The sequence below is a fragment of the Aequorivita capsosiphonis DSM 23843 genome (assembly GCF_000429125.1).
Classification (GTDB): Bacteria; Bacteroidota; Bacteroidia; order Flavobacteriales; family Flavobacteriaceae; genus Aequorivita; species Aequorivita capsosiphonis.
Map to the genome: position 1 here is coordinate 21,940 of NZ_KE386850.1, position 22,655 is coordinate 44,594.

Below are 22,655 nucleotides of genomic sequence, written 5' to 3' on the forward strand. Positions count from 1 at the left end.
TTCTTCATAATGTGTAAAAATTTAAAGTTAATAAATAAATAGCGGGGGCCGGCCCCCGCTATTTATTTAACTTACACACTTTATGAGATAGTCCCTTTTTTTGTTTTAAAACAGTTCTAATTGTGCAGGTGGCGGCTCTTTGGGCACTGCGGTCTTGCCCCAAAAATTCATTATATTGCCAAACTGTTTATCGGTAATTCTTAAAATACTCACTTTTCCAAGTGGCGGTAATTGCCTATAAACTCTTTTTTCGTGTACATCTGCACTTTCACTGCTTGCACAATGTCTTATATAAACGGAATATTGCATCATGGCATATCCATCTTTTAAAAGGTTTTTTCTAAAAAGTCCAGCATTGCGTCTATCTTTTTTTGTTTCGGTTGGTAAGTCAAAAAATACAAATAACCACATAATCCTATAGGCATTTAATTCCATAATTTTGGATAGCTAATTTTCTTTGCAGTACCATTATAACATTGCTGTAGAGAAGTTGTAGTTCTAGTAATTGCGACCATCAACGGGCTTTTGGTTGTTTTGAAATATACTGTTTCCGTAAGTATACCCAGCAATGCCAGTTTGATATCTGTGGTAAGCTCCTTTTCTTTAAAGTCGATCATTATCTGCAATACCTTTGCATCCACTATTGGTCTATAAGGCTCCATAATATCGTCTGCCAAACAGAATGCATTGTATTTATTGTGATGATGTATTCCCAAAGTGCAAAGGAGTCCGCTTGCCGCAAGGGAGCGCGCTACCGCGGCTCTCAAAATTATATAGCCGTAATTTAGAAAGGAGTTTGGGTATTCGCCAAAACGTTCTCTTTTGAAATCGAAATCAAAGATATGTTTCCAATAATGTGCAGCTGCAGCACCTTCACGGTTATCGGTGTCACCGCTCAATACTTTTGATTCGTGAAATTTCATTACTTCAAAAGATTTGTCTGATTTTTTCAAAAGTTGGGCTTGGTACTTTATTTTCCTTTTTATTATTTGTTGCCACAACTGTTTTTTTAAAGGTTCGGAAGCTTTTATTTGGTTGCTAAACAATTTTTGTTGGGTGTGATGTCCTTCCAGATTTAAAAGCATGCTTGAGGGCATGTGTTTGGCATCGCAAAAAATCACTGCCACATTATTATCAATAAGTTTATTTAAAGCGGGAATGGAAATATAGATTTCTTGGTTTTCGATCACGACAAACCCGACATCCTCAATGGGAACAGTTTTTTCTCCAGTTTCAATCTTGACCACTAATTGCTCCCATTTTGTGGTAATGGATGTTTTGTTGGTAAAAAAGAGTGTTCGTTTTAACATGCCAGCAAATTTTTCCATTTACAAAAAAGTAACTTCTTTGTTTTGTATGGGATGTGTCTATAAAGGTTAGTCCCCAAATCCAATCCTAAAATTCGTTTCATAATCTTTATGCTTAATTATTTGAAGTTCTAAACTTATAAAAAAATAAATTCATCTCTTTACGGAATCCCGTAAAGACCATTAAATATTTTTTATATATCTTTGGATTACAATTTTGAAAGCAATTCACAATAAGGATTATTCCGTTGTGAAAACATTTAAGCCGCCTCACCTTCCAATGTGGGGCATTTTTTTTGGTTAAATGTTTCACAAGCTCCATAATCTATAATAGATACAGTAACGAGCCAAAACAGTTAGGTTGGTTTTACCACCTACGCTTTAGATTAACGGAATTCAATTCTCTTTCAGTTTTTAGTTCCTAGAAATCCCAGAAGTTCCATTTTCGGTTTCGATTTCGATTTCATTTTCACCCAACCCCCAAAACCCGCATCCCCCTAGCATCCTTCATCTCCAACAACTCCCCGTTCACATTCCTATAAAAAACAACCCCAACCGCACTAACCACCGCCACCGCTTGAGGCATAGCATTAGCTTCAGCCAATCTTAAGCTAAGAGTTACGGACGCAATCATCTTTTGCTTCAAATCAATTGGCTCACTTTCCACAAGGGCGCTAAGGCTTCTGTGTTTTGGCTCCAAGGGCACATATTTGTTTTCATCTGGGCTGTATTCATAATTACTTACGGTAGCAGCACACAAGATAAACTTAAAGTGGGTAGCCTCTTTGGGCGCCGTTATTTGTTCCTTAGGCTTTAGGTTAGGAGAGGTCCAAGAAACCTCGTTTCTGCCTGGGTTTAATGTGGCTTTGTTTTTTATACCACCAATGCTATAGACCAAAGGCCGGGCATTTACAAATTCAAACCCTTCTAGCAAACTGCCGTTTTTACGTATATCCAGCTTCCGTTGTCCACGAATGCCAGTGCCCAAGCCAACAACCAAACGCATCGCGCCACTCAACCTGCCAGAAAAATAGCGATCGCCAAGCTCTTTCTTATTGCGCAAAAAGGCCATCCGCAAAACCTTGGCCGCCATACTTGCCCCGCCAAGTTCCATCATATTGTCCCGCGTACCTTTACTTTTTGGGTGCGTCAAGATGTGATTCTTGCTCACCGTGGCTTTTTGTTTTACGATGGTTCCCTTTTCGTCCTGGCTAAAGCTCAATCCGCCCATGCTGCCAGATAGTTTAAAAAAATCATTCTTTATCCGTGCCATATCAAAGTTTTTTATAAACCGACTCGTGTTACAAAATAGCAGCCACAAGCCGATAATGGGTTCAACAACAAATATAAAATCATACACTCAGATCATCGAGATCCTATGTCTAGCAATTGGGGAGAATAACTTTGGAGATTCAAACGAGCAGATGCAACGTTCTATAATACAACAATTTACTAAAATAACTCAATTTCAGTTGATAAGCAAATCCCAGTTCCAAAAACACCTAAATATCCCCTCGTCAAACGAAAGGACTAATAGAATAGGAAATTAGTATTTAAAGCCAAAATAAAGCCATTCCTTTTAGAAACAAGAAGAAGTTAAACTGGAAATATTAAACCCAAGGTAGCGATTTTTACAACTACAGAAATCTCCATAAACACCGGTGGTTTAATAAGACGATAAGGAATCTTTACAGCAACGAAGGTCCAGGTCAGGTCCGGGTGAGGTGCGGGTAAAGTCCAGATGGGTTAAGGGTGAAATTGCTAAAAAAATGAGGATAATTAAAAAAGCCAAGTGATTTTGACCATATCTATGATAGAACTACTAATATACAAAAAAATCTAATGTTGAACATCTCACATCTAAAATTTCACCTCTACTCTTCACATTCCCCATCCACTCAACAAGTAACCCTCGCTCTCCCAGCAACGCAAGCCTTGATTTAAGTTTTTACATCACAACCGTCTTTGGATTGTATTCCATAGTGCAAAGCCCATAGCCCATAGCCTATCTTGGAGATATCAATCCATTCCGGAAGGAGGCTCTAGGCGCGCGATGTAAGCACCAACCCTTCAAAAAAACAGCATAGACAAAATGAATGAAATCTTTTTTATGATCTCGATTAAGTTAATTGTTTAGACAACATAGATATAAGCCCATTTTAACCGAAAATTACAAAACCCGCAAAATTTTCCAACAACTACCGGCTACCGACTACCAACTACCGACTAAAAATAGTACTTTTGCACCCTCAAAATAAATTACATATTACATAAAAATTATCATGAAGAAGACATTCGACGTACTTATAGAAATTCCAAAAGGAAGCCGTAACAAATACGAATACGATTTTGAATTAAAGAAAATCCGTTTTGACCGTATGCTTTTCAGCAGTATGATGTATCCAGCTGATTACGGTTTTATACCTGAAACCTACGCCCGCGATGGTGATCCATTAGACGTATTGGTGTTGGGTCACGAGCCTACATTCCCAATGTGTGTGATGGAAGTAAAGGCTATTGGTGTTTTCCATATGGAAGATGAAAAAGGACCGGATGAAAAAATTATCTGTGTTCCAGTATCAGACCCAGTTTGGAACCAATTAGACGACTTACAGGATCTGAACCCGCACTTGATAAAAGAGATTGAACATTTCTTTAAAGTATATAAAGATCTTGAAAAGAAACGCGTAGATGTTGGTGGTTGGGGAGATGCAACAGAGGCCATTGAAATTTTTGACCAGTGCATAAAGCGCTATGAAGACACTCCGGAAGTACACGGGCGTTTTAGTATTTAGATTTTAGACGTTAGACTTGAGATGTGAGACTTGAGATTTCAGTCGTTTCATCTTAGGTAATAAAAAGGACATAAGCCGAAGGACGTAAGACGTATGACCCATTCAGGGTTTCGTCTTACGACCTTTCTATTTGTGGGATTGAAAAAATACCTCGCTTCCGTGTGTCCTTCCAATAATTATAAGTCACGAGATTGCGTCTTAACTTTTTATTATATGATGTAGTTTGTTGTAGGGAATTGATATTTGGTCGGTTATATTTATAAAGGTAAAGATATAACTAAACCATTCTTTACTGTTGTTACAAGGTATTCAAAACAGATTGAAAGTCTGTTCCATTCGTGAAGTCTATAGTGCCCTGTTTGCGCCATCAGTTTCAAGAAAAGAATGAACCTACCCAGTTAGCCTAAGGAAGGCAGAGGGGTTCGTGTAAATTAGTGCAATTCGTGGCGGTACTTTGAATGCAAGTAAATCACAACAATACTTTAAAAAAGCTTCTTTGCTTTAAGAGTTATGGACGTTGGAGGCTAGACGAGATTAAAGCTCGATTTTTTACAACTTTTCATATATAACTCAATTTCATTTTTCAAATAACTTTAACTAGTTTGTTCTGTTTTATATTGAAGGAGCTTAGGTCTCAGGGCGCAACAAAATAATTGATTTAACAAACTCGGTGATTTCCTGTTTCATATCCCAATGCATTTCCTTATTTTTGGAATCGAAAATTTACAACCAACCCTTAATCTAAAGAAATTTATGGAATCAATGATGATATACGCGCCAATTGCTATGGCGATACTAGGCTTAATCTTTATGGCCGTTAAACGTTCTTGGGTACTGAAACAAAACCCGGGCGATGGTAAAATGAAAGAAATAAGCGATCACATTTACGAAGGGGCTTTGGCCTTTCTTAATGCGGAATACAGGCTACTTGCCGTGTTTGTGGTTATCGTGAGCGTCGCTTTGGCAGTGGTATCATACATTGTTCCAACAACACATCTATTAATCGTAGTAGCCTTTATTTTCGGAGCTGTTTTCTCTGCCTTGGCGGGAAATATGGGGATGAAAATAGCAACTAAAACAAATGTTCGTACTACGCAGGCTGCGCGTACAAGTTTACCTAACGCTCTTAAAGTATCTTTTGGTGGTGGTACCGTAATGGGCCTTGGTGTTGCAGGTCTTGCAGTATTAGGATTAACAGCCTTCTTTATTTTCTTCTTTCATTACTTTATGGGAGGGGTTTGGACAAACACAATGGATATGACCATTGTTCTTGAAACGCTGGCAGGATTCTCTCTTGGAGCGGAGTCCATTGCCTTGTTTGCAAGAGTAGGTGGTGGTATCTACACAAAAGCTGCCGACGTAGGTGCCGACCTTGTAGGTAAAGTGGAAGCAGGAATTCCAGAAGACGATCCGCGTAACCCAGCAACTATTGCTGATAACGTAGGTGACAACGTAGGGGACGTTGCCGGTATGGGCGCCGATTTATTTGGTAGTTATGTAGCAACAGTATTAGCAGCGATGGTTTTAGGTAACTACGTTATAAAAGATATGGGCGGTGCAATTACCGACGCATTTGGCGGTATAGGCCCAATTTTATTGCCAATGGCAATTGCGGGTGTTGGGATTATTATTTCCATTATTGGAACTCTTTTAGTAAAGATCAAAAGCAACGATGCGAAGGAATCACAGGTTATGGGTGCCTTAAATATTGGAAACTGGACCTCCATTATTTTAGTGGCAATTTCTTGCTTTGCACTATGTCGTTATATGTTGCCAGAAACGATGCAAATGCGTTTCTTCGGTTTGGTTGAGCCGGTTCAAATTACTTCAATGCGCGTGTTTTATGCTACATTAGTAGGTCTTGTGGTAGGTGCCACCATTTCATCGGTAACGGAATACTACACAGGACTAGGTAAAAAACCAATTCTTAAAATAGTTCAACAATCATCAACAGGTGCCGGAACCAATATTATTGCAGGTTTAGCGACAGGGATGATTTCTACCTTCCCTTCGGTATTACTTTTTGCAGGTGCTATTTGGGCGTCCTATGCTTTTGCTGGCTTTTACGGAGTTGCCCTTGCAGCTTCCGCAATGATGGCTACAACGGCTATGCAGCTTGCCATTGATGCATTTGGCCCAATTAGCGATAACGCGGGTGGTATTGCCGAAATGAGCGAGCAGGAACCAATTGTTCGTGAACGTACTGATATTTTAGATTCTGTGGGTAACACCACCGCGGCTACGGGTAAGGGTTTTGCCATTGCTTCTGCTGCATTGACTTCCTTGGCACTTTTTGCCGCTTATGTAACCTTTACAGGAATTGATGGGATCAACATCTTTAAAGCGCCAGTTTTGGCCATGCTTTTTGTAGGGGGTATGATTCCCGTTGTATTCTCTGCCTTGGCGATGAATGCCGTGGGGAAAGCTGCGATGCAGATGGTAAATGAAGTGAGAAGACAGTTCCGTGAAATTCCAGGGATTATGGAAGGTACAGGGAAACCAGAATACGATAAATGTGTGGCTATTTCAACTAAAGCTTCTTTAAAAGAAATGTTATTGCCGGGAGTACTTACAATCGGTTTTCCCTTGGTAATTGCATTTGTACCCATGATTTTTGGAATGAACAATATGGAAATCGCAGAAATGCTGGGTGGCTATATGGCCGGCGTTACCGTGAGTGGGGTGCTTTGGGCGATTTTCCAAAACAACGCTGGTGGTGCTTGGGATAACGCTAAGAAGTCTTTTGAAGCTGGTGTACTGATTGATGGCGAAATGACCTATAAAGGAAGTGAGGCCCATAAAGCTGCCGTTACTGGCGATACGGTTGGAGATCCTTTTAAAGATACTTCAGGACCTTCTATGAATATCCTGATTAAACTTACGTGTTTGATCGGACTTGTGATCGCACCGATTCTTGGAAACCACGATGGTGCTGTGATGGCGGCAGAAACATCTTCCGAAGAAGTTTACTTTATTGACGCCGAAGGAAACAAAACCATTTTGACCGAAAAGCAAATTCAATATATTGAAACTGGAAAGACTATCACAGAAGGTGATAACCTAAAAGATAAGACAGAAACAATGGTTGAAATGTTGAAAAATGACAACAACGATCGAGTAACTGCGAATGTGACTATCACTAAAACAGTTGATGGCGTTGAAACTACTGAAACCAAAACTTTCACCGGCACCGAAGAAGAAGTTCGAAGCCAGTTAAAAGATGTGGAAGGAATGAAAATTAAAATAAAGGATAAAGAGTAGACCCGAAGATAACTTATAATAAACTGTAAATATCCACCTGTTAGGTTTTAAGAATCTAACAGGTTTTTTTATTTTCTTGCCGTAGATTAAAAGCTTCCCATTTTTACTATCTTAGCTGGGCTATGAACTATCCCGATTTAATCACGCTAGGTATTGCCTTTGGTTTGGGTCTTCTCGTTGGTCTCCAGCGTGAAAAAACCGATCATGAAATGGCTGGTGTCCGCACTTTTACCCTTATAGCCATCTTGGGGGTTCTTGCGGGTTTTCTTACAAGAGACTTCGAAAATCCGTTTATTCTGCCTGTTTTTGGTCTTTCCATAACCGGACTTATGTTAATGTCCAATTTTTTAAAAGCGAGAAAAGATCCCGGAACCAGCGTCGGTTTAACTACGGAAGTGGCCGTCTTACTTATGTTTGCCATAGGATCTTATTTGGTTTTGGGAAATCAGATTATCGCGGTAGTAGTAGGCGGATCACTCGCGCTTTTGCTCTATATAAAAGAAACCTTACATAATTTTATTGATAGGTTAAAAGATAAGGATCTTTCAGCGATAATGACTTTTGTTGGAATTTCACTTGTAATTCTTCCCATTCTGCCCGACAAAACTTATGGTCCTTACAATGTTTTAAACCCGCAGGACATTTGGTTAATGGTGACCCTTATTGTTGGCATTAGCATCTTGGGCTATTTTATCTATAAATGGGTAGGGAAAAAAGTGGGGATGGTCTCTAATGGAATTTTAGGCGGAATTATAAGTAGTACCGCAACTTCGGTTAGTTACTCGCGAAATTCCAAGAGCAATAAATCCCTTGGTAAGATTTCAGCTTTTGTAATTCTAACGGCGGTAACGGTTTCAATTATTCGGGTAATTATTGAAATAGGAGTTGTTGTTCCCGAAAAATTAAACGCGGTAATAAGCCCATTTTTGGTTCTCTTCGTCTTTATGGCGCTTTTATCAATTATACTTTTTTATACGACTTCAAAAGATAAAAATTTAGAGGAAATGCCCGAACCTAAAAATCCCGCGCAATTTAAAAGTGCATTTGTATTCGGAATTCTTTATGGACTTATCTTACTGGCCGTTGCATTTACCGAAGAGGAATTTGGCAATAGCGGACTATATATCGTTTCCATTATAGGGGGATTGGCGAAAAAGGATGCTATAACCCTTTCTTTGGCGCAGTCGATAAAGAGCGGACTTGACACAGAATTGGGATGGCGATTGATCATGACTGGAATGCTTGCAAATTTTGCATTCAAAATTGTAATTGCTGCCGCATTAGGATCTAAGCATCTTTTAAAATGGTTGGGAGCTACTCTGTCAATTTCAATTGTTGCGGGACTTTTAATGATGTGGTTATGGCCGGCTTCATGGCATTTTTACTAACTTTATTAGGTTGTCTTCCTAAAGGAATGAATGATTTACCCAAGATTTTCAGAAATATAGGCCTATAATTTATATGCGAAATGAGTATTTTTAAAAAAGACCCCATCCAGATTATTACATTTCGAAGTTATGGCACACAAAATCATTTGTATGCCAAAGGAAGGGCTTTGGAAGATGAAAATATTGATCTTTCAAAAAAGGGGTTTTTTAATTTGTTGTGGAACACTTATAAACGTTTTGAAACAGACCTTATCACGGATGCACAATTAATTCTGACACTTCCTGACGGACGTAAAATTGAAACCGAAACAGATAGCCAAGGTTACTTTTTAATAGATCAAGCCATTGAAAACATCCTTCCTCTGATAGATAAGAATGGCTGTTTGCAATACGAGATTTCTTTTGCTGAAACTTTTCCAAAAAGAAAGATACAGAGCGAAAATAGGTTTAAGGGAGAAGTTTTTATTCCTTCGGAAACAGCTAAATTTGGGGTAATCAGCGATGTTGATGATACCATAATGCATACAGGGCTAACCTCCCGTTTTAAATGGAAGGTGATTAAAAACACCATCTTTAAACGAGCCGAAAAAAGAGTTCCCTTGGAAGGCGCCGCAGATTTTTACCAAATGTTGAAAAAGGGAAAGTCTGCCGATGAAAGCAATCCAATTTTCTACGTTAGTCATGGCCCTTGGAATCTTTATCGTTACTTGGAAGTATTTCTAGAGACGAATAATTTTCCAAAAGGCCCCATTTTGCTTCGCGATTTTGTCAATCCATTTGCCAAAAAATATAAGCCGGAAAAGCCACAGAAACAAAAGGAAATAATCAATATTCTTAAAACATATCCGCAACTCAACTTTATTTTAATAGGAGATAGCGGAGAACACGATCCAGATATTTACACCGAAATCGCCGAAGCCCACCCAGAACGCATCTTGGCAATCTACCTGCGAAACGTAAAACATAAAAAGAAAATGATCCGTGTAAAAGGGCTGTTTAAAGATTATGAAACCGTTCCGGTACTTCTAGTGGAAGATAGCGAAGCCGCGATTATGCATGCAAAAGAGATGGGATTTATTTGAATATAAAACTTTGTGTCCATTGTGCCTCCATCGTGTTCTATGTGGTTTTCAATCATGCTACGATGGCAAATCAAATATATTTTTCAGGAAGTCTTCAGATGTAATTGTAGAAACTATATAGTTGCTTTTTCAAGCTTTTTATTCTGACTGAGCGCAAGATCGTATAAAAACTCTGGTGCGAACCCAAAATCATTTGGCCAAACAATAGTCCAGCTATCTAAGCTGAAATTTTTAAAATAATCTCTATTCTTTAAGGGTTCGAATATTTTTCTAGGATCTTTTAAAATCACACTTTCTAAATCCACAACCCCGCTTTCCCCATTATCGAACTGAATATGAAGTTTAAAATCTTTTAATAATTTTGCATTTACTACGCTAACACTCATGGGTTTAATTTTATTTAAGAGGTTCTATTTTTGAATATTCTCCTGAGTCTTCCATTGAAAGCCAATTTTTCATTAGTTCTTCTCGATGAATCTCTAACCATTCAAAGATTAAGTTCAAAACTCTTTTAGGCATTTTGCCTTCCACAATACCAGCCTCAATAGATACTGTAGCTTTGTAGCCTAGATATTCTGTATGAAAATGAGGTGGATTATGGTCATTGAAGTACATTTTTATAATAATCCCATAAAATCTACAAATCTCAGGCATTATCAAATTTACAGATATTTTCAATAATACATAGAAAGTTTTATAAATCTTGTTGTGTTCGGTCAAAATACACTTATAGCTAAAATATTTTGAACCAATACTTTAGCGAAGCGACCCTTGGTCATTTTCCTTCTATATTCATATTTCAAGTCGTGACTCCAAATAGTCGTGTTTCAAAAAGTCCTTCTTACTGTCTCTCCATAAAATATTCATAAATCGCCAACTGCGACTGCACCGGTTCTTCAGAATTACTCACATATTCATTCCGTTGCTCCGAATCTACAATCCGAGCTTTTACATTATCGGCCAATTCAATGTCTATTAGATCACGAATTGTTTGTTTATGATCCTCGTCCAAAATAGGCGTTACCACTTCAATTCTATGGGTAAGGTTTCGCGTCATCCAATCGGCAGAACCGACGAATATTTTTGTATCGCCATCATTTCCGAAGAGATAAACCCTTCCGTGTTCCAGAAAACGATCTACAATACTGGTTATATAGATATTTTCACTCTGTCCTTCAATTCCCGGAACTAAGGAACACATGCCTCGAATTAATAAACGAACCTCAACCCCTGCATTGCTGGCTTTATAAAGCTCTTTGATCATCCCCTTATCTTGTAGACTATTCATTTTTAGAATAATCAATCCTTTTTTGCCTTCATTGGCGAGTGCAATTTCGCGTTCCACCAAAGCCGTAAAACGTTCACGGGTAGAAAAAGGGGAAACTAAGAGTTCTTTGGTTTTAGGCACAATCATATCGCGCTCCAAAACCATAAACACCTTTTTTAAGTCTTTGGTAATTTTTTTATAACTCGTCATTAGACCAAAATCTGTGTAAAGCGTGGCAGTGTTTTCATTAAAGTTTCCGGTTCCAATATAAGCGTAACGCTTAATTTTATCTTCCACTTCACGTTCGATATAAAGTATCTTGGAATGCACTTTTATATCAGGATAACTATAAATTACCCGCGCCCCGTTTTCTCGGAAAATTGCGCCCCATTTCAAGTTGTTATGCTCGTCAAAACGAGCTTTTACTTCAATAAAAATAGTTACATCTTTTCCATTTTTTGCAGCCAAGGCGATGGCATCGTTTAAAGGCGACTCGGCCGCAGCGCGATAAATGGTCATTTTTATGGTTGTTACCAAAGGATCGCTGGCAGCTTCCTGCATCAGCTTTATCACTGGGTCAAAACTCTGATAAGGATAATGCAACAATTGGTCTTTCTTGTCTATTTCGGCAAAAATGGAATCGCAATTGCTAAGAACAGGATGGGGTAGTGGCGGTAGTTTTTCGTTAGTAAGTTTCTTAGTCGTAGGATTTGGAAACTTCATAAAATCCTTGAAATTATGATAGCGTCCACCCAAAACCACATCCGTGTGATTTACGTCTAATGCCTTTTTTAAAATCTCGCGAAAACTCTCGGGCATTTCGGGATCTATTAAAATCCGTGTCGCTTGCCCTGTATCGCGTTTAGGAAGCGCCGCCTTAATTTTTTCCATTAAGTTACCCGAAAATTCATCTTCAATATAAAGCTCGGCATCTCTTGATATTTTCAGGGAATAGAAAGCTATTTCTTCTTCATTGGAAACTTCTTTCTGCAGATTATACTTCAAAATATCATCAATAAAAGTGATGTGGAACGTCTTTTCATCTTCCGAAGGAAATATAAAAAAACGAGGCTCCGTTTCAGGAATTTCTACCAAAAGGAATTCATCTTTTGCCGTTTGGGCTGCAAGATAAAGCCACTCATTTTCAACAAAAACAGAATGTTTTTCGGTGGTGGAATAGCGTTTAGTTCTGGTAATTGGTTTTAAGCTTTCTTCATAATAGTTTGTCGCGATTTCTTTTTGTTCTTCTGAAAAGTCTTCGAAACCAATTAGATGAATGCCTTCCGAAGCTAATTGTGGAATTATCTCAAGATTAAAGATTTCTCCAAACTCATTTTGCTGAATATCAACCTGCTTTTTTATTTCCTTTAAAACCTTGTTCGGTTTGGTAATGAGTTTTTTTCGAAGTGGTTTTTCTAAATGCTTTATCTGCCGAATATCCGACACCCGAACCCGAAAGAACTCGTCTAAATTCGAGGAAAAAATCGCTAGAAATTTGATGCGTTCGTACAGCGGATTGCGTTGGTCCGCTGCTTCCTGTAAAACACGATGGTTAAAGCGAAGCCACGAAATATCGCGGTGGTAAAATTTATTGTTGTAGAGTGAAGCCATTTTTTTTCTTTAGAAATGCGAGTAAATTTTTAAGTTACTCAGTATTCTTCAAAGAAAACGATTTACGCTAAGAAGTTGCGTTTGTGAAATGTTAAGGTTTCCAGGTATAGACTTTAAAACGAAAACTAACTGTTGAGAATTAGATCTGCATCAATGTTTAGTTTTTTGTGTAAATTTTTAGCCAATTCAATGGTAAGGCTTCTTTTACCATTGAGTATTTCACTAATCCGCGAAGGTGTTGTGCCTAAAATTACCGCTAAATCTTTTTGTTTCAATTTCCGTTGATACATTCTTAGCTCGATCATTTCTTTTAAAGTTTCCGCTTCAAAAGGAAAATTCGCCTCCTCGTAATCTGCAATTTCTGAAGAGATTTTGTCAAGTTCCAAAGCGTCTTTTTCAGCTAAACTTTCAGCCTCTGTCAGTTTTTTAAGCAGAGATTCCATCCGTGAATTTGTAATTTTATATTCTATTGAAGATAACATAACTAAAAATTTAAATGTTTTTTGCGTCTATTTTATCGTAGTCAGCATGAGTACCCAAGAAACGAATATATATTTTCTTCGATACAAAAATGATAATGCATATTAATCTAAAGTCATTTCCCTTGATATTAAAAACATATCTGTTGTTGCCTACATAGTCAACTGAATTAAAATCCATTCTTCCATCATTTAATGACTGCCAATCGGCGTGTTTTGCTATATCATACCAATGCAATAAGGGAATTTTGGCTAGCGGATAATCTTTAGAAAATTCTTTGAGTACTTTTACAGTTACTATTCTCATAACCCAAGTAGTTATAATTCACAAATATAGAATATTATTCTATTAAATAGAAGTTAATTGTCAAATTGGTAATTACTTGGAATGCTTTATCTGCCTAATATCTGAAATGCGTACAGGAAAGAACTCATCTAGATTTGAAGAGAAAATTGCCAGAAATTTGATGCGTTCGTACAGCGGATTGCGTTGGTCCGCTGCTTCCTGTAAAACACGATGGTTAAAGCGAAGCCACGAAAGGTCGCGGTGGTAAAATTTATTGTTGTAGAGTGATGCCATAATTGCCCGCGAAGGCGGGTATCTCTTTAAGTTAAACCTAATTTTCCAAAGAAAACGATTTACACTTAGAAATTGCGTTTGTGAAATGTTAAGGTTTTAGATCAGGCGTCTTAAGTCTCACATCTTAAATCTCACGTCTCATTTTAAAACAACCCGTGCAACTCCGCGTCAATCTTATTGATCACCTCACCCAAATGTTCTGGATCGTCCACAAAATTGATATTGTCCACATCAAAAATAATAAGGTTTCCCTTATCATAGCCGTGTATCCAAGCTTCGTAGCGCTCGTTTAGCCTACTTAAATAATCAATGCTAATTGAGTTTTCGTATTCTCGGCCGCGTTTGTGTATTTGGCTGACCAAATTTGGAATAGAACTTCTTAAATAAATAAGCAAATCGGGACCTTCGGTAACGCTTTCCATAAGATCAAAAAGCGAACGGTAGTTTTCAAAATCGCGATTGGTCATTAAACCCATGGCGTGCAGGTTTGGCGCAAAAATGTGTGCATCCTCATAAATGGTTCGGTCTTGAATAACATTCTTGCCTTTTTCGCGAATATCGAGAATTTGGCGAAAACGACTGTTCAAAAAGTAGATTTGAAGGTTAAAAGACCAACGCTCCATTTGGTTGTAAAAATCGTCTAAATACGGGTTGTCATCGACCTCTTCAAAATGGGGCTGCCATTTGTAATGTTTTGCCAATAAACGGGTAAGAGTAGTTTTTCCAGAGCCTATGTTTCCTGCAATTGCAACGTGCATATTTATTCTTTCTTTGGGATGGTTAGTGTAAAAGTGTGCAAATTTTTGCCGTCATAAATATACAGGAAATCATTGCTAAGCTGCAAATCTTTAATTTCCATTTTTGGTAATTCAAGTTTTGTGGTTTCCCGTAAAGTTTCTTCATTGCGCTTTGCGAAATCGGGAAGGTAATAAAGCGTGTTTTCCTTAAGTGCGATTAAGTTTTCGTTCTGCTGAATTATTTTTTCATAGCCTTCTGAATCAACTTCATTTAAAATACTTCCGTATATATTGAACGCCCGGAGTTTTTTTTCTGTTAAGGTAAAGCAGTAGTTGAAATTGCTAGCCTGCGAAATTAACTTCCCCGGAAAAGGTTGTGAAACCACAGTTTGCAATTTAGCGCCATAATTGTATAATTCTAGCTGTTGGGTATCTACATTAAATAGCCATAGACTTTTATTGCCGGCGTTGGTGGCCGTGCTCACATTCATAAACTGCGGCAGATTGTTGAAGTTGATCCGTTCAATCTCACTGAGCTTATTATCCAACATTACCACGGTATTGGTATCCTGAAAAAACGCAATAACCTTCAACGGATTTATAATATCTACGGAAGTTATCCGCCCCAACTGAAGATCGTTAAAAAGAAAATTACCGTCAGGGCCTTGCTTATTGATAACTCTGTCTTTTATAAAATAGGTGTTTTTATAATTGTCTTTTCCAAGAAACCGGTCCGCATCAAATGCAACTGTACTCACAGGAGTAAGGCTTTGCGCAATGCCGAATTGGCAAATAAGCAGAAAAAGAATGAAAAAATGTTTCATATATTCCAAGTTACAAAATGCGAAGATACCCTTAAACGGAAATTAATGTAACAGATTGTAATTTAATTCGTCTTAGTTGTAAGATCTAATTTTGTTCAATCAAGTTAGATAAATTTTAAACAAATTGATCAATTCATTTTTGGCCTTAACTTTAAATTTTTTATGAAACGATATATCTTAATTTTTATTTTACTTTTCTCTTTAGGAGGTAACGCACAAAACATCAGCGGAAAAGCCTACTACGAATCCAAAACCACGGTAGATTTAGATGCGTTTGATGGCGGTCGTGAAATCCCTGAGGAGATGAAAAAAATGTTGATGAGTCAAGTAAATTCCGCACTTGAAAAAACCTATATTCTCACCTTTAATAAAGACGAATCTATATATAAGGAAGAGGAAAAACTAGATGCCGGCCCGGTAAATCCCGCCATCAAAATGATGATGGGCAGTTTTATTCCGGGGGCTCAATATAAAAATCTTAAAACGGGAGAAATAGTTGAAGAAAATGAATTCTTCGGAAAGCCATTTTTAGTGACGGATTCCATCCAAACCTTGGACTGGAAAACAACCAATGAATCTAAACAAATTGGGCAATACATCGTCTTTAAGGCCACCGCAATGAAAAAGGTAGATCCTAATGATTTCAGTATGGCGCGTCCAAAAAAGAAAAATGACTCTGAGAATTCCGCCGTAAAACAAGATTCTACCCAACTGCAAGACCCGATGGATATGATTGAAATTCCGAAGGAAATTGAGGTGACCGCTTGGTTTACGCCACAAATTCCTGTTAGCAGCGGACCTGGGCAATACGCAGGATTACCGGGACTTATTCTGGAATTAAATGTTTACAGAACTACGCTTTTGTGTTCCAAAGTGGTGATGAATCCAAAAGACTCCGATAAAATTGAACCTCCAAAAAAAGGCAAAGAAGTAACTCGGGCAGAATACATAAAAATAGTAAAAGACAAAACAGAAGAGCTACGTGAAAACTTTCAGAATAGTGGGGGAAGACGAGGAGGAGGGTTTTAAAAAGAAATCGAAATCGAAACTGATCCCGATAGCTATCGGGAGAAATAGAGTTCGAAAACGAAGGTCAAAACTGATAATTATCTGGTTAATTGAGGTTGTTTTGGAACCTTGAACCTGAAACCTGAAATCTTTTTCCTGTGGTAAAACCTTTTTTGAATGAATAAAGTTATTACATTTCTATTTTTGATTGGTTCACTTTCACTCTCTGCCCAAAGCATTAAAGTGAAGGGAACCATTAAAGATAGCATCGGTAATCCGCTGGAGTTTGCCAATGTTATTGCGAGCATTAAGGCTACCGGAGAAACCGAATCTTATGGCATAACAAATTATCAAGGTCGTTTCCAATTAGACCTTCCAAAAGGGAATACATATGTTTTAAGAGCCAGCTTTCTTGGCTATAATACGGAAGAGCAAACAGTAGATGTTTCCAAAGAATCAGAAAACATAGAACTTGATTTCATTTTAAACCCCCAAGAAAGCCAGTTGGACGATGTGGAAATTGTCTATGAAATGCCCGTAACCGTAAAAGGAGATACCATTATTTATAACGCAGATAGTTTTACCAATGGCGACGAACGCAAATTAGGCGATGTGATGAAAAAACTCCCAGGCGTTGAAGTAAACGAAGACGGTGAAATACAGGTAGAAGGAAAAACCGTTTCCAAAGTAATGGTTGAAGGCAAAGATTTCTTTGATGGAGATAGTAAACTTGCCACTAAAAACATTCCTGCTGATGCCGTAGATAAAGTGGAGGTGCTTCGAAATTATAACGAAGTAGACCAAATGCGCGGGCTTGGCAATGACCGAGATAACGTAGCAATCAACATCAAACTAAAAGAAGGAAAGAAGAATTTCTGGTTTGGCGAAGTTACTGCCGGCGGAGGGCTGGCCGATGAATACGGTGATGAAAACGGACGTTATTTGGTGCATCCAAAACTTTTTTATTACAGCCCAAAATACAGCGTCAATATTATAACAGATTTCAACAACATTGGGGAAGTGCCTTTTACTTTTCGTGATTATTTCAACTTTACAGGCGGTTTTAAAAACTTCAATAGAGGTGGCGGAACTAACTTTCGGATCAGCGACAGTGATCTTGGTTTTGCAGTTTCGCAAAATGATCGTGCAAAGGCAATTGACGCAAAGTTTATTGCTGGAAACTTTAGTTATGCCTTAAATGATAAACTGGATATCAGTGGTTTTGGGATTTTAAGTGATAATAAAACGAACATTGTTAACAGCAGTATTAGGCAATATATTCTAACTGGAATCACGGAAAATACAAATGTCGATACAGAACAGCGCAACCAATTAGGAATGCTGAAACTTAGCAGCACCTATAAGCCAAACACAAACTTTCAACTGGATTATGATGCTTTGATAAAAACTTCAAAACAAACTCAGGACGATGCTACGATTTCAATAGTGGGCGGCAATCAAAACGATATTTCCGAAATCAAGGAGAACCAACCTTTTTCCATAAAACAAAGTGCGAATGCCTACTTTACCTTAAACGATAAAAATATTTTTGCAGCCGAAGTACAGCACTTATATCAAAATGAAGATCCATTTTATCGAGCTGTTCAGGATTCCATTCCATTTCGTGGAGTTTTTACCAAAATAGATCCGCTTGATCCATTCAATAGCGAGGCCGATACTTTTTATCCATTGGAACAATCAGAGCGTTATAACATCAATCAAAACAAAACCGTCAAAAGTAACAAGTTGGACGCAAAGGTTGATTACTATTATGTTTTAAATAATTTGAGCAATCTAAATTTCACCGTAGGGACTACTTACAGCAATCAAAAATTTAATTCGGGAATTTTTCAAATTTTAGATAATGGCAATCAAAACCCGTTCATAGAAGAAGAATTTAATAATGATGTTTCTTACACCTTTACAGATGCTTTTTTCGGACTTCATTACAAGTTAAAGTCAGGAAAATTCATATTCACTCCGGGTGTTACACTACACAATTACAATCTTAAAAATGAACAGTTGAGCACAACTTCCACTCAAAACAATTGGATGCTTTTGCCAGATGTAAATGTCGTTTTGGAGTTGAAGAAAAGTGAAAACCTACGATTTAATTACGCTATCACTTCGGAATATAGCGATGTAAATAGTTATGCCGAGGCTTATGTTTTTAATAATTATAACCGACTTTTCCGAGGAAATAGAGAGTTGGAGAATTCGCTTTCACATAGTTATAATTTGACATATTTCAGTTTTAACCTTTTCAACTACACCAATATTGGTGGAAATTTAAGTTACACGAGAAGGTTTGATGCCATTAAAACAAACACAGAATTGGTTGGAATCAATCAGGTTAGTAGTCCCTTAAATTTTGATAGCAACTTTCCAGATGAAACGTTTTCGGCGGTGGGGAGATTTAGTAAAACCATAAAAAAGGTTCAGTTTAAACTGGATGCTGCGGTGTTTTTAAGCAAAACAAACAACACCATCAACAACGAAATACAGGAAAGTCAAAGTCTCACACAGAATTATAACGCGAGTGTACTTTCAAATTTTAAATCGTTTCCGAATTTTGAGGTCGGCTATCGTTTTATAAAAAATGACTACGACAATGGCGGAATCGAGCAGACTTTTTTTACAAATAGATCTTATGCAAACGTGAATCTACGCTTCTTAAAAGACTTCAATCTATTCGCGGAATGGGATTATTACAATTATACAAACGATGCCAAAACGGTAGAAAACACATATTCTTTTTTCAATGCAAATTTATACTATAAACACGGTGAAAGTCCTTGGGAGTTTTCAGTGCAGGCCACCAATATCTTGGATACCAAATCTATAAACAACGACAGTTTTAATGACCAATTTAATACAACATCGCAATATTTCGTAATGCCACGTATTGTAATGTTTGTTATTAAGTATGATCTGTAAATTGACTGCCATCGCAACGCAGTAATCTCAATGAAACGTCATTTCGAGCAAAGCGAAGCAATCTGATGAAATTTTCCGCCGTTATTAAATAATGTTTATTTTTGAACTCCGCTTCATAATCGTAAGCGTCTTATGTCTTACGTCATATAGCGAAGCGATCTTAAGTCTTATTTATGAGAAACATCTTCCTTGGGATTATAATTGCCTTTGTAATAGTTTTCGGACTGCGTTATTGTGAAAACAAGAAAGACAACCGCGAAGTACTTGAAGCAAATACAGCCCTTATTCAGAAAGAATTGAAAAATGTGGGAAAACTTATTGTTACTGAAGGAAGCTACGCGCAGGTGTTTAGCTATAATGATTCCAAAAAATTCTATTTTGACGTTTTATCGGCCCGTAAAAAGGCTTTGATTGTGGTTAATGCCAAAGCTACAATTGCGTACGATTTAAGTAAAGTGCAAACGGAGATTGATGAAAACACCAAAACAGTCCGGATAACAAATATTCCTGAGCCTGAGCTTTCAATAAATCCGAATATTGAATATTATGATATGCAACAGGATTACTTAAATCAGTTTAGCGCCACCGATTATAACAAAATAAAAAAACGTATTGAAAAATCACTTCGGAAGAAAATAGAAGCCTCAGAGTTGCAAACAAATGCTGAAAACCGGTTGATTTCTGAACTTCAAAAAATCTATATTCTTACCAATTCAATGGGTTGGACTTTGGAATATAACGGAAGTCCTATTCAAGAGGAAAATGATTTTCAGAAGCTGAAATTATAATTTTTTACTCAAGCTAAACCAGCCACCGCCGTTCATCGCTTCAATGCCGTTGCTTTTTAAAATCCCTGCAGCACTTGCACTTCGCATGCCGCTGGCACAACAGGTGATTACTGGTTTATCCCATTGTTTTATTTCTTTCAGTTTTGAGGTAAGACTGGGTAATGGAATGTTTTTAGAGCCGGGAATAGCTCCTCCATCATATTCTCCTTTGCCTCGAACATCGAGGATGATAGCGCCACGGCTTTTAAAGTCATCGATTTTCTTTGATTTGTTTCCGAATAAAAAATCTAATAATCCCATATTTTAAGTCGTTTTCACGAATTTTTTTAAATAATAATTACTTTCGGTCAATGAGCGAAGCCGAATTGTTAATTAATTTCTTTTGTTTTTTCGAGTGAAGCCGAACTGTTTAAAAGTTCCAGTCCTCCATCAATTAAATGTGCCACTTTTGGTTTTTCTTCTTTCAAATGTAAAAGATGTTTCAATACTTCTTCAGAAAACCTTGAATCCATTTTTACAACCAACTCATAAATCTCTAAAGGAAGCAGCCAATCTGTTGCATAGTTTTCTTTTAAAGTTTTAAAAATATGTTGAAGTTTTGTCGAATCTAATTCCGAAGAATTACGAATCGCGCGAACTTCTTTATATAGCGCATTCAATTGTTTTTCTTTTTCCGAAAGTTGCACGCGAATAGTTTCACTGTTTGAAACGTGGTTTACCAAATCAAACGAATGATAATCTGCTGCGCCAGCAAAAGCCGAAACAATTTCCTTTCCTACTGCCATATCAAAATCGCCCATTTCTGGAGTGAATAATACTTCATCTTTATATTTTACGGTGCAATCTGTAAACTGGATAAGCATCAATTCACCTCTTAAATTTCGCATTCCAGTAACGTTCAATCCTTCCACGGTTATTCCGCTTTCAAACTCGAACGAAATAGGTTTGCCATCATAAAAACTATAGGCTTGCAAATCGCGTGGTCCCATGTTTTCAATAGAAAGATTGATTCCCTTTAACTTTCCTAGTGGGGAACGAAATCCGTTAGTATGCCTACTTATTCCGTGGCCGATCACTTCCTTTTCACGGTAGCTAAGCGCCGTTCTTCCTTCGGTTTCAAAGTAAACTACTTCGTTGTCCTCATTTTTTATCATTCGGCTAAAATTGCCACTTATCTGTAGCCCGGTACTAATTTCAATAGTGCCGAGTTGTTTAGATTTTATAAGTTTTTTAAGTCCGCGCCAGCCTCCTTTTCGAACGGCCATAGTATTTGCAAATTCCTCCAAAACTTCCTGTAAATACGCGAAATCTGGCGTTACATAGAGTTGGGGTTGCGGTTTCGTGATATCGAAATCTTGATAAGCGGCGTCGATGGAATAAGGGATTTTCTTTACCTCGTGTTTCATACACCAAACACTTTCGCCAATGGAAGAAAGCAATCCTGCCCCGTAGATTTTAGGATCTTTAACGGTGCCAACCAAACCATATTCTACCGTCCACCAATGAAGGTTTCGAATCAATGAAATTTCAGAAGGTTTCACTTTTTTATTTTGAAGTTCTTCAACTCTAGTTTCGGCAGCTTCAATTTTAGACAAATGTTCCTGTTTAGCTGAATTTGCTCCCTCCCCTTTTGGGGAGGTTGGGAGGGGGCTTTCTTTTAAAATGGAAAGTTCGCGAACGGCTTCATACATATCAATATCGTGCGCACTGGAAATGGCTTTGGCACCAACTTCTCCAAAACGCCGTAAATATTCAGCATAATCCGGACTTGCGATAATAGGAGCGTGGCCAGCACCTTCGTGAATAATATCTGGCGCCGGGGTGTATTCTATATTTTCAAGTTGACGAATATCGCTTGCAATCACCAGCACTTTATAGGCTTGAAACTCCATAAATGCATTCGGCGGAATAAACCCGTCAACAGCAACTGCAGCCCAGCCAATTTCTTTCAAAATACGGTTCATTCCGTACATGGAAGGAATATCATCTATGGAAATGCCGGTTTTTTCAAGCCCATTTAGATAACTTTCGTGCGCCACCCGGCTTAAATAATTCACGTTTTTTCGCATTACATAACGCCAGACCGCTTGATTTATAGGCGTATATTGCTCATAATCCTGTGGCTTGATGTACTGTTTTAAATGCGGTGGTAGCCGGTCCAACAATTCGTTGGTTTCAATCTTTTTTTTCATATTTTGAATTAAAATAATGAAGGAATAATACTTTCAATAATTTCTCTCTCTCTTTGGGAGAGATGCCCAACGGGCAGAGTGGGATTCCATAGTTCAAAAGTACTCAGTTTTGTTTTGAAAACGTATCGCTCCCTCCCCTTTTTCACTTGTATCCGACGAGAAAGGCACGATCGAGAGGAATACAGAGTGATTTTTTGCTTTTTCGCAAAAAAATCGGAAGGGGGTTTACCCCGTTTTTCCTTTCATCTAACTGCCTTTGTAATAACTTGATATTTAAGATGTAATATTTATAAGGGTAAAAACATGACTAAACCTTTGCTTACTAATTATTATAACGTTTTCAAAACAGACTGAAAGTCTGTTTCATTCGTGAAATCTAAAGCACCCTTGCGCCTTCAT

The 22,655-nt window shown here is 37.8% G+C and carries 19 protein-coding genes and 1 pseudogene; 7 read left to right on the forward strand and 13 right to left on the reverse strand.

Features of this window, described 5'->3' with window-relative positions; all coding sequences use genetic code 11:
* Positions 1-105 precede the first annotated feature (105 nt).
* The 3 genes from cas2 to G440_RS0117410 form a co-directional block, all read right to left on the reverse strand.
* Complete coding sequence (gene cas2, locus G440_RS0117400; RefSeq protein ID WP_026452462.1) at positions 106-435, reverse strand: CRISPR-associated endonuclease Cas2; 330 nt, start codon at positions 433-435, stop codon at positions 106-108.
* Positions 426-1,310: a type II CRISPR-associated endonuclease Cas1 gene (gene cas1, locus G440_RS0117405; RefSeq protein ID WP_026452463.1), complete on the reverse strand. Its 885-nt coding sequence runs from the start codon at positions 1,308-1,310 to the stop codon at positions 426-428. The genes cas2 and cas1 overlap by 10 nt, the downstream gene beginning before the upstream one ends.
* A gap of 466 nt (positions 1,311-1,776) precedes the next feature.
* Entirely contained in the window at positions 1,777-2,580 is an 804-nt protein-coding gene (locus G440_RS0117410) for a hypothetical protein (RefSeq protein ID WP_157418063.1), read from the reverse strand.
* Between the two features lie 1,009 nt (positions 2,581-3,589).
* Here G440_RS0117410 and G440_RS0117420 point away from each other — a divergent pair.
* From G440_RS0117420 to G440_RS0117435, 4 genes are all read left to right on the forward strand, one after another.
* Entirely contained in the window at positions 3,590-4,102 is a 513-nt protein-coding gene (locus G440_RS0117420) for an inorganic diphosphatase (RefSeq protein ID WP_026452466.1), read from the forward strand.
* Positions 4,103-4,855: 753 nt separating this feature from the next.
* Entirely contained in the window at positions 4,856-7,363 is a 2,508-nt protein-coding gene (locus G440_RS0117425; protein ID WP_026452467.1) for a sodium-translocating pyrophosphatase, read from the forward strand.
* Positions 7,364-7,485: 122 nt separating this feature from the next.
* Positions 7,486-8,751: an MgtC/SapB family protein gene (locus G440_RS0117430; protein ID WP_026452468.1), complete on the forward strand. Its 1,266-nt coding sequence runs from the start codon at positions 7,486-7,488 to the stop codon at positions 8,749-8,751.
* A gap of 80 nt (positions 8,752-8,831) precedes the next feature.
* Entirely contained in the window at positions 8,832-9,833 is a 1,002-nt protein-coding gene (locus G440_RS0117435) for an App1 family protein phosphatidate phosphatase (protein WP_026452469.1), read from the forward strand.
* Between the two features lie 113 nt (positions 9,834-9,946).
* Here G440_RS0117435 and G440_RS0117440 read toward each other — a convergent pair whose 3' ends face one another.
* From G440_RS0117440 to G440_RS20325, 8 genes and pseudogenes are all read right to left on the reverse strand, one after another.
* Positions 9,947-10,219 carry a DUF2442 domain-containing protein gene (locus tag G440_RS0117440; RefSeq protein WP_034259922.1) on the reverse strand — a complete coding sequence of 91 codons (273 nt, stop codon included), beginning with the start codon at positions 10,217-10,219 and terminating at the stop codon, positions 9,947-9,949.
* A gap of 10 nt (positions 10,220-10,229) precedes the next feature.
* On the reverse strand, positions 10,230-10,511 hold the full coding sequence (locus tag G440_RS0117445; protein ID WP_245574888.1) for a DUF4160 domain-containing protein: 282 nt from the start codon (positions 10,509-10,511) through the stop codon (positions 10,230-10,232).
* Between the two features lie 163 nt (positions 10,512-10,674).
* Positions 10,675-12,711: a polyphosphate kinase 1 gene (gene ppk1, locus G440_RS0117450; protein WP_026452472.1), complete on the reverse strand. Its 2,037-nt coding sequence runs from the start codon at positions 12,709-12,711 to the stop codon at positions 10,675-10,677.
* A gap of 125 nt (positions 12,712-12,836) precedes the next feature.
* Complete coding sequence (locus G440_RS0117455) at positions 12,837-13,193, reverse strand: helix-turn-helix domain-containing protein (protein ID WP_034259924.1); 357 nt, start codon at positions 13,191-13,193, stop codon at positions 12,837-12,839.
* A gap of 10 nt (positions 13,194-13,203) precedes the next feature.
* Positions 13,204-13,497 (reverse strand): type II toxin-antitoxin system HigB family toxin, encoded by a 294-nt coding sequence (locus tag G440_RS0117460; RefSeq protein WP_026452474.1) that lies wholly within the window; start codon positions 13,495-13,497, stop codon positions 13,204-13,206.
* A gap of 84 nt (positions 13,498-13,581) precedes the next feature.
* Positions 13,582-13,770, reverse strand: a pseudogene (locus G440_RS21060) (hypothetical protein); the annotation flags it as partial.
* Positions 13,771-13,913: 143 nt separating this feature from the next.
* Entirely contained in the window at positions 13,914-14,528 is a 615-nt protein-coding gene (locus tag G440_RS0117465) for a deoxynucleoside kinase (RefSeq protein WP_026452475.1), read from the reverse strand.
* 2 nt (positions 14,529-14,530) lie between these two features.
* On the reverse strand, positions 14,531-15,331 hold the full coding sequence (locus G440_RS20325; RefSeq protein ID WP_051285453.1) for a hypothetical protein: 801 nt from the start codon (positions 15,329-15,331) through the stop codon (positions 14,531-14,533).
* 162 nt (positions 15,332-15,493) lie between these two features.
* Between G440_RS20325 and G440_RS0117475 the strand changes: the two genes are divergently transcribed.
* From G440_RS0117475 to G440_RS0117485, 3 genes are all read left to right on the forward strand, one after another.
* A complete protein-coding gene (locus G440_RS0117475; protein ID WP_026452476.1) occupies positions 15,494-16,360 on the forward strand; it encodes a GLPGLI family protein in 867 nt (288 codons plus the stop codon).
* 156 nt (positions 16,361-16,516) lie between these two features.
* The gene (locus G440_RS0117480; RefSeq protein WP_026452477.1) at positions 16,517-19,276 is read left to right on the forward strand and encodes a TonB-dependent receptor; all 2,760 of its coding nucleotides are present in this window, start codon (positions 16,517-16,519) and stop codon (positions 19,274-19,276) included.
* A gap of 173 nt (positions 19,277-19,449) precedes the next feature.
* Positions 19,450-20,064, forward strand: a complete 615-nt coding sequence (locus G440_RS0117485; RefSeq protein ID WP_026452478.1) for a DUF4230 domain-containing protein — start codon at positions 19,450-19,452, stop codon at positions 20,062-20,064.
* On the opposite strand, the gene G440_RS0117490 is transcribed toward G440_RS0117485, so the two are convergent.
* Both G440_RS0117490 and G440_RS0117495 read right to left on the reverse strand, forming a co-directional pair.
* Complete coding sequence (locus tag G440_RS0117490) at positions 20,059-20,364, reverse strand: rhodanese-like domain-containing protein (protein ID WP_026452479.1); 306 nt, start codon at positions 20,362-20,364, stop codon at positions 20,059-20,061. The genes G440_RS0117485 and G440_RS0117490 overlap by 6 nt on opposite strands.
* 68 nt (positions 20,365-20,432) lie before the next feature.
* On the reverse strand, positions 20,433-22,256 hold the full coding sequence (locus G440_RS0117495; RefSeq protein ID WP_026452480.1) for an aromatic amino acid hydroxylase: 1,824 nt from the start codon (positions 22,254-22,256) through the stop codon (positions 20,433-20,435).
* Positions 22,257-22,655: the final 399 nt, after the last annotated feature.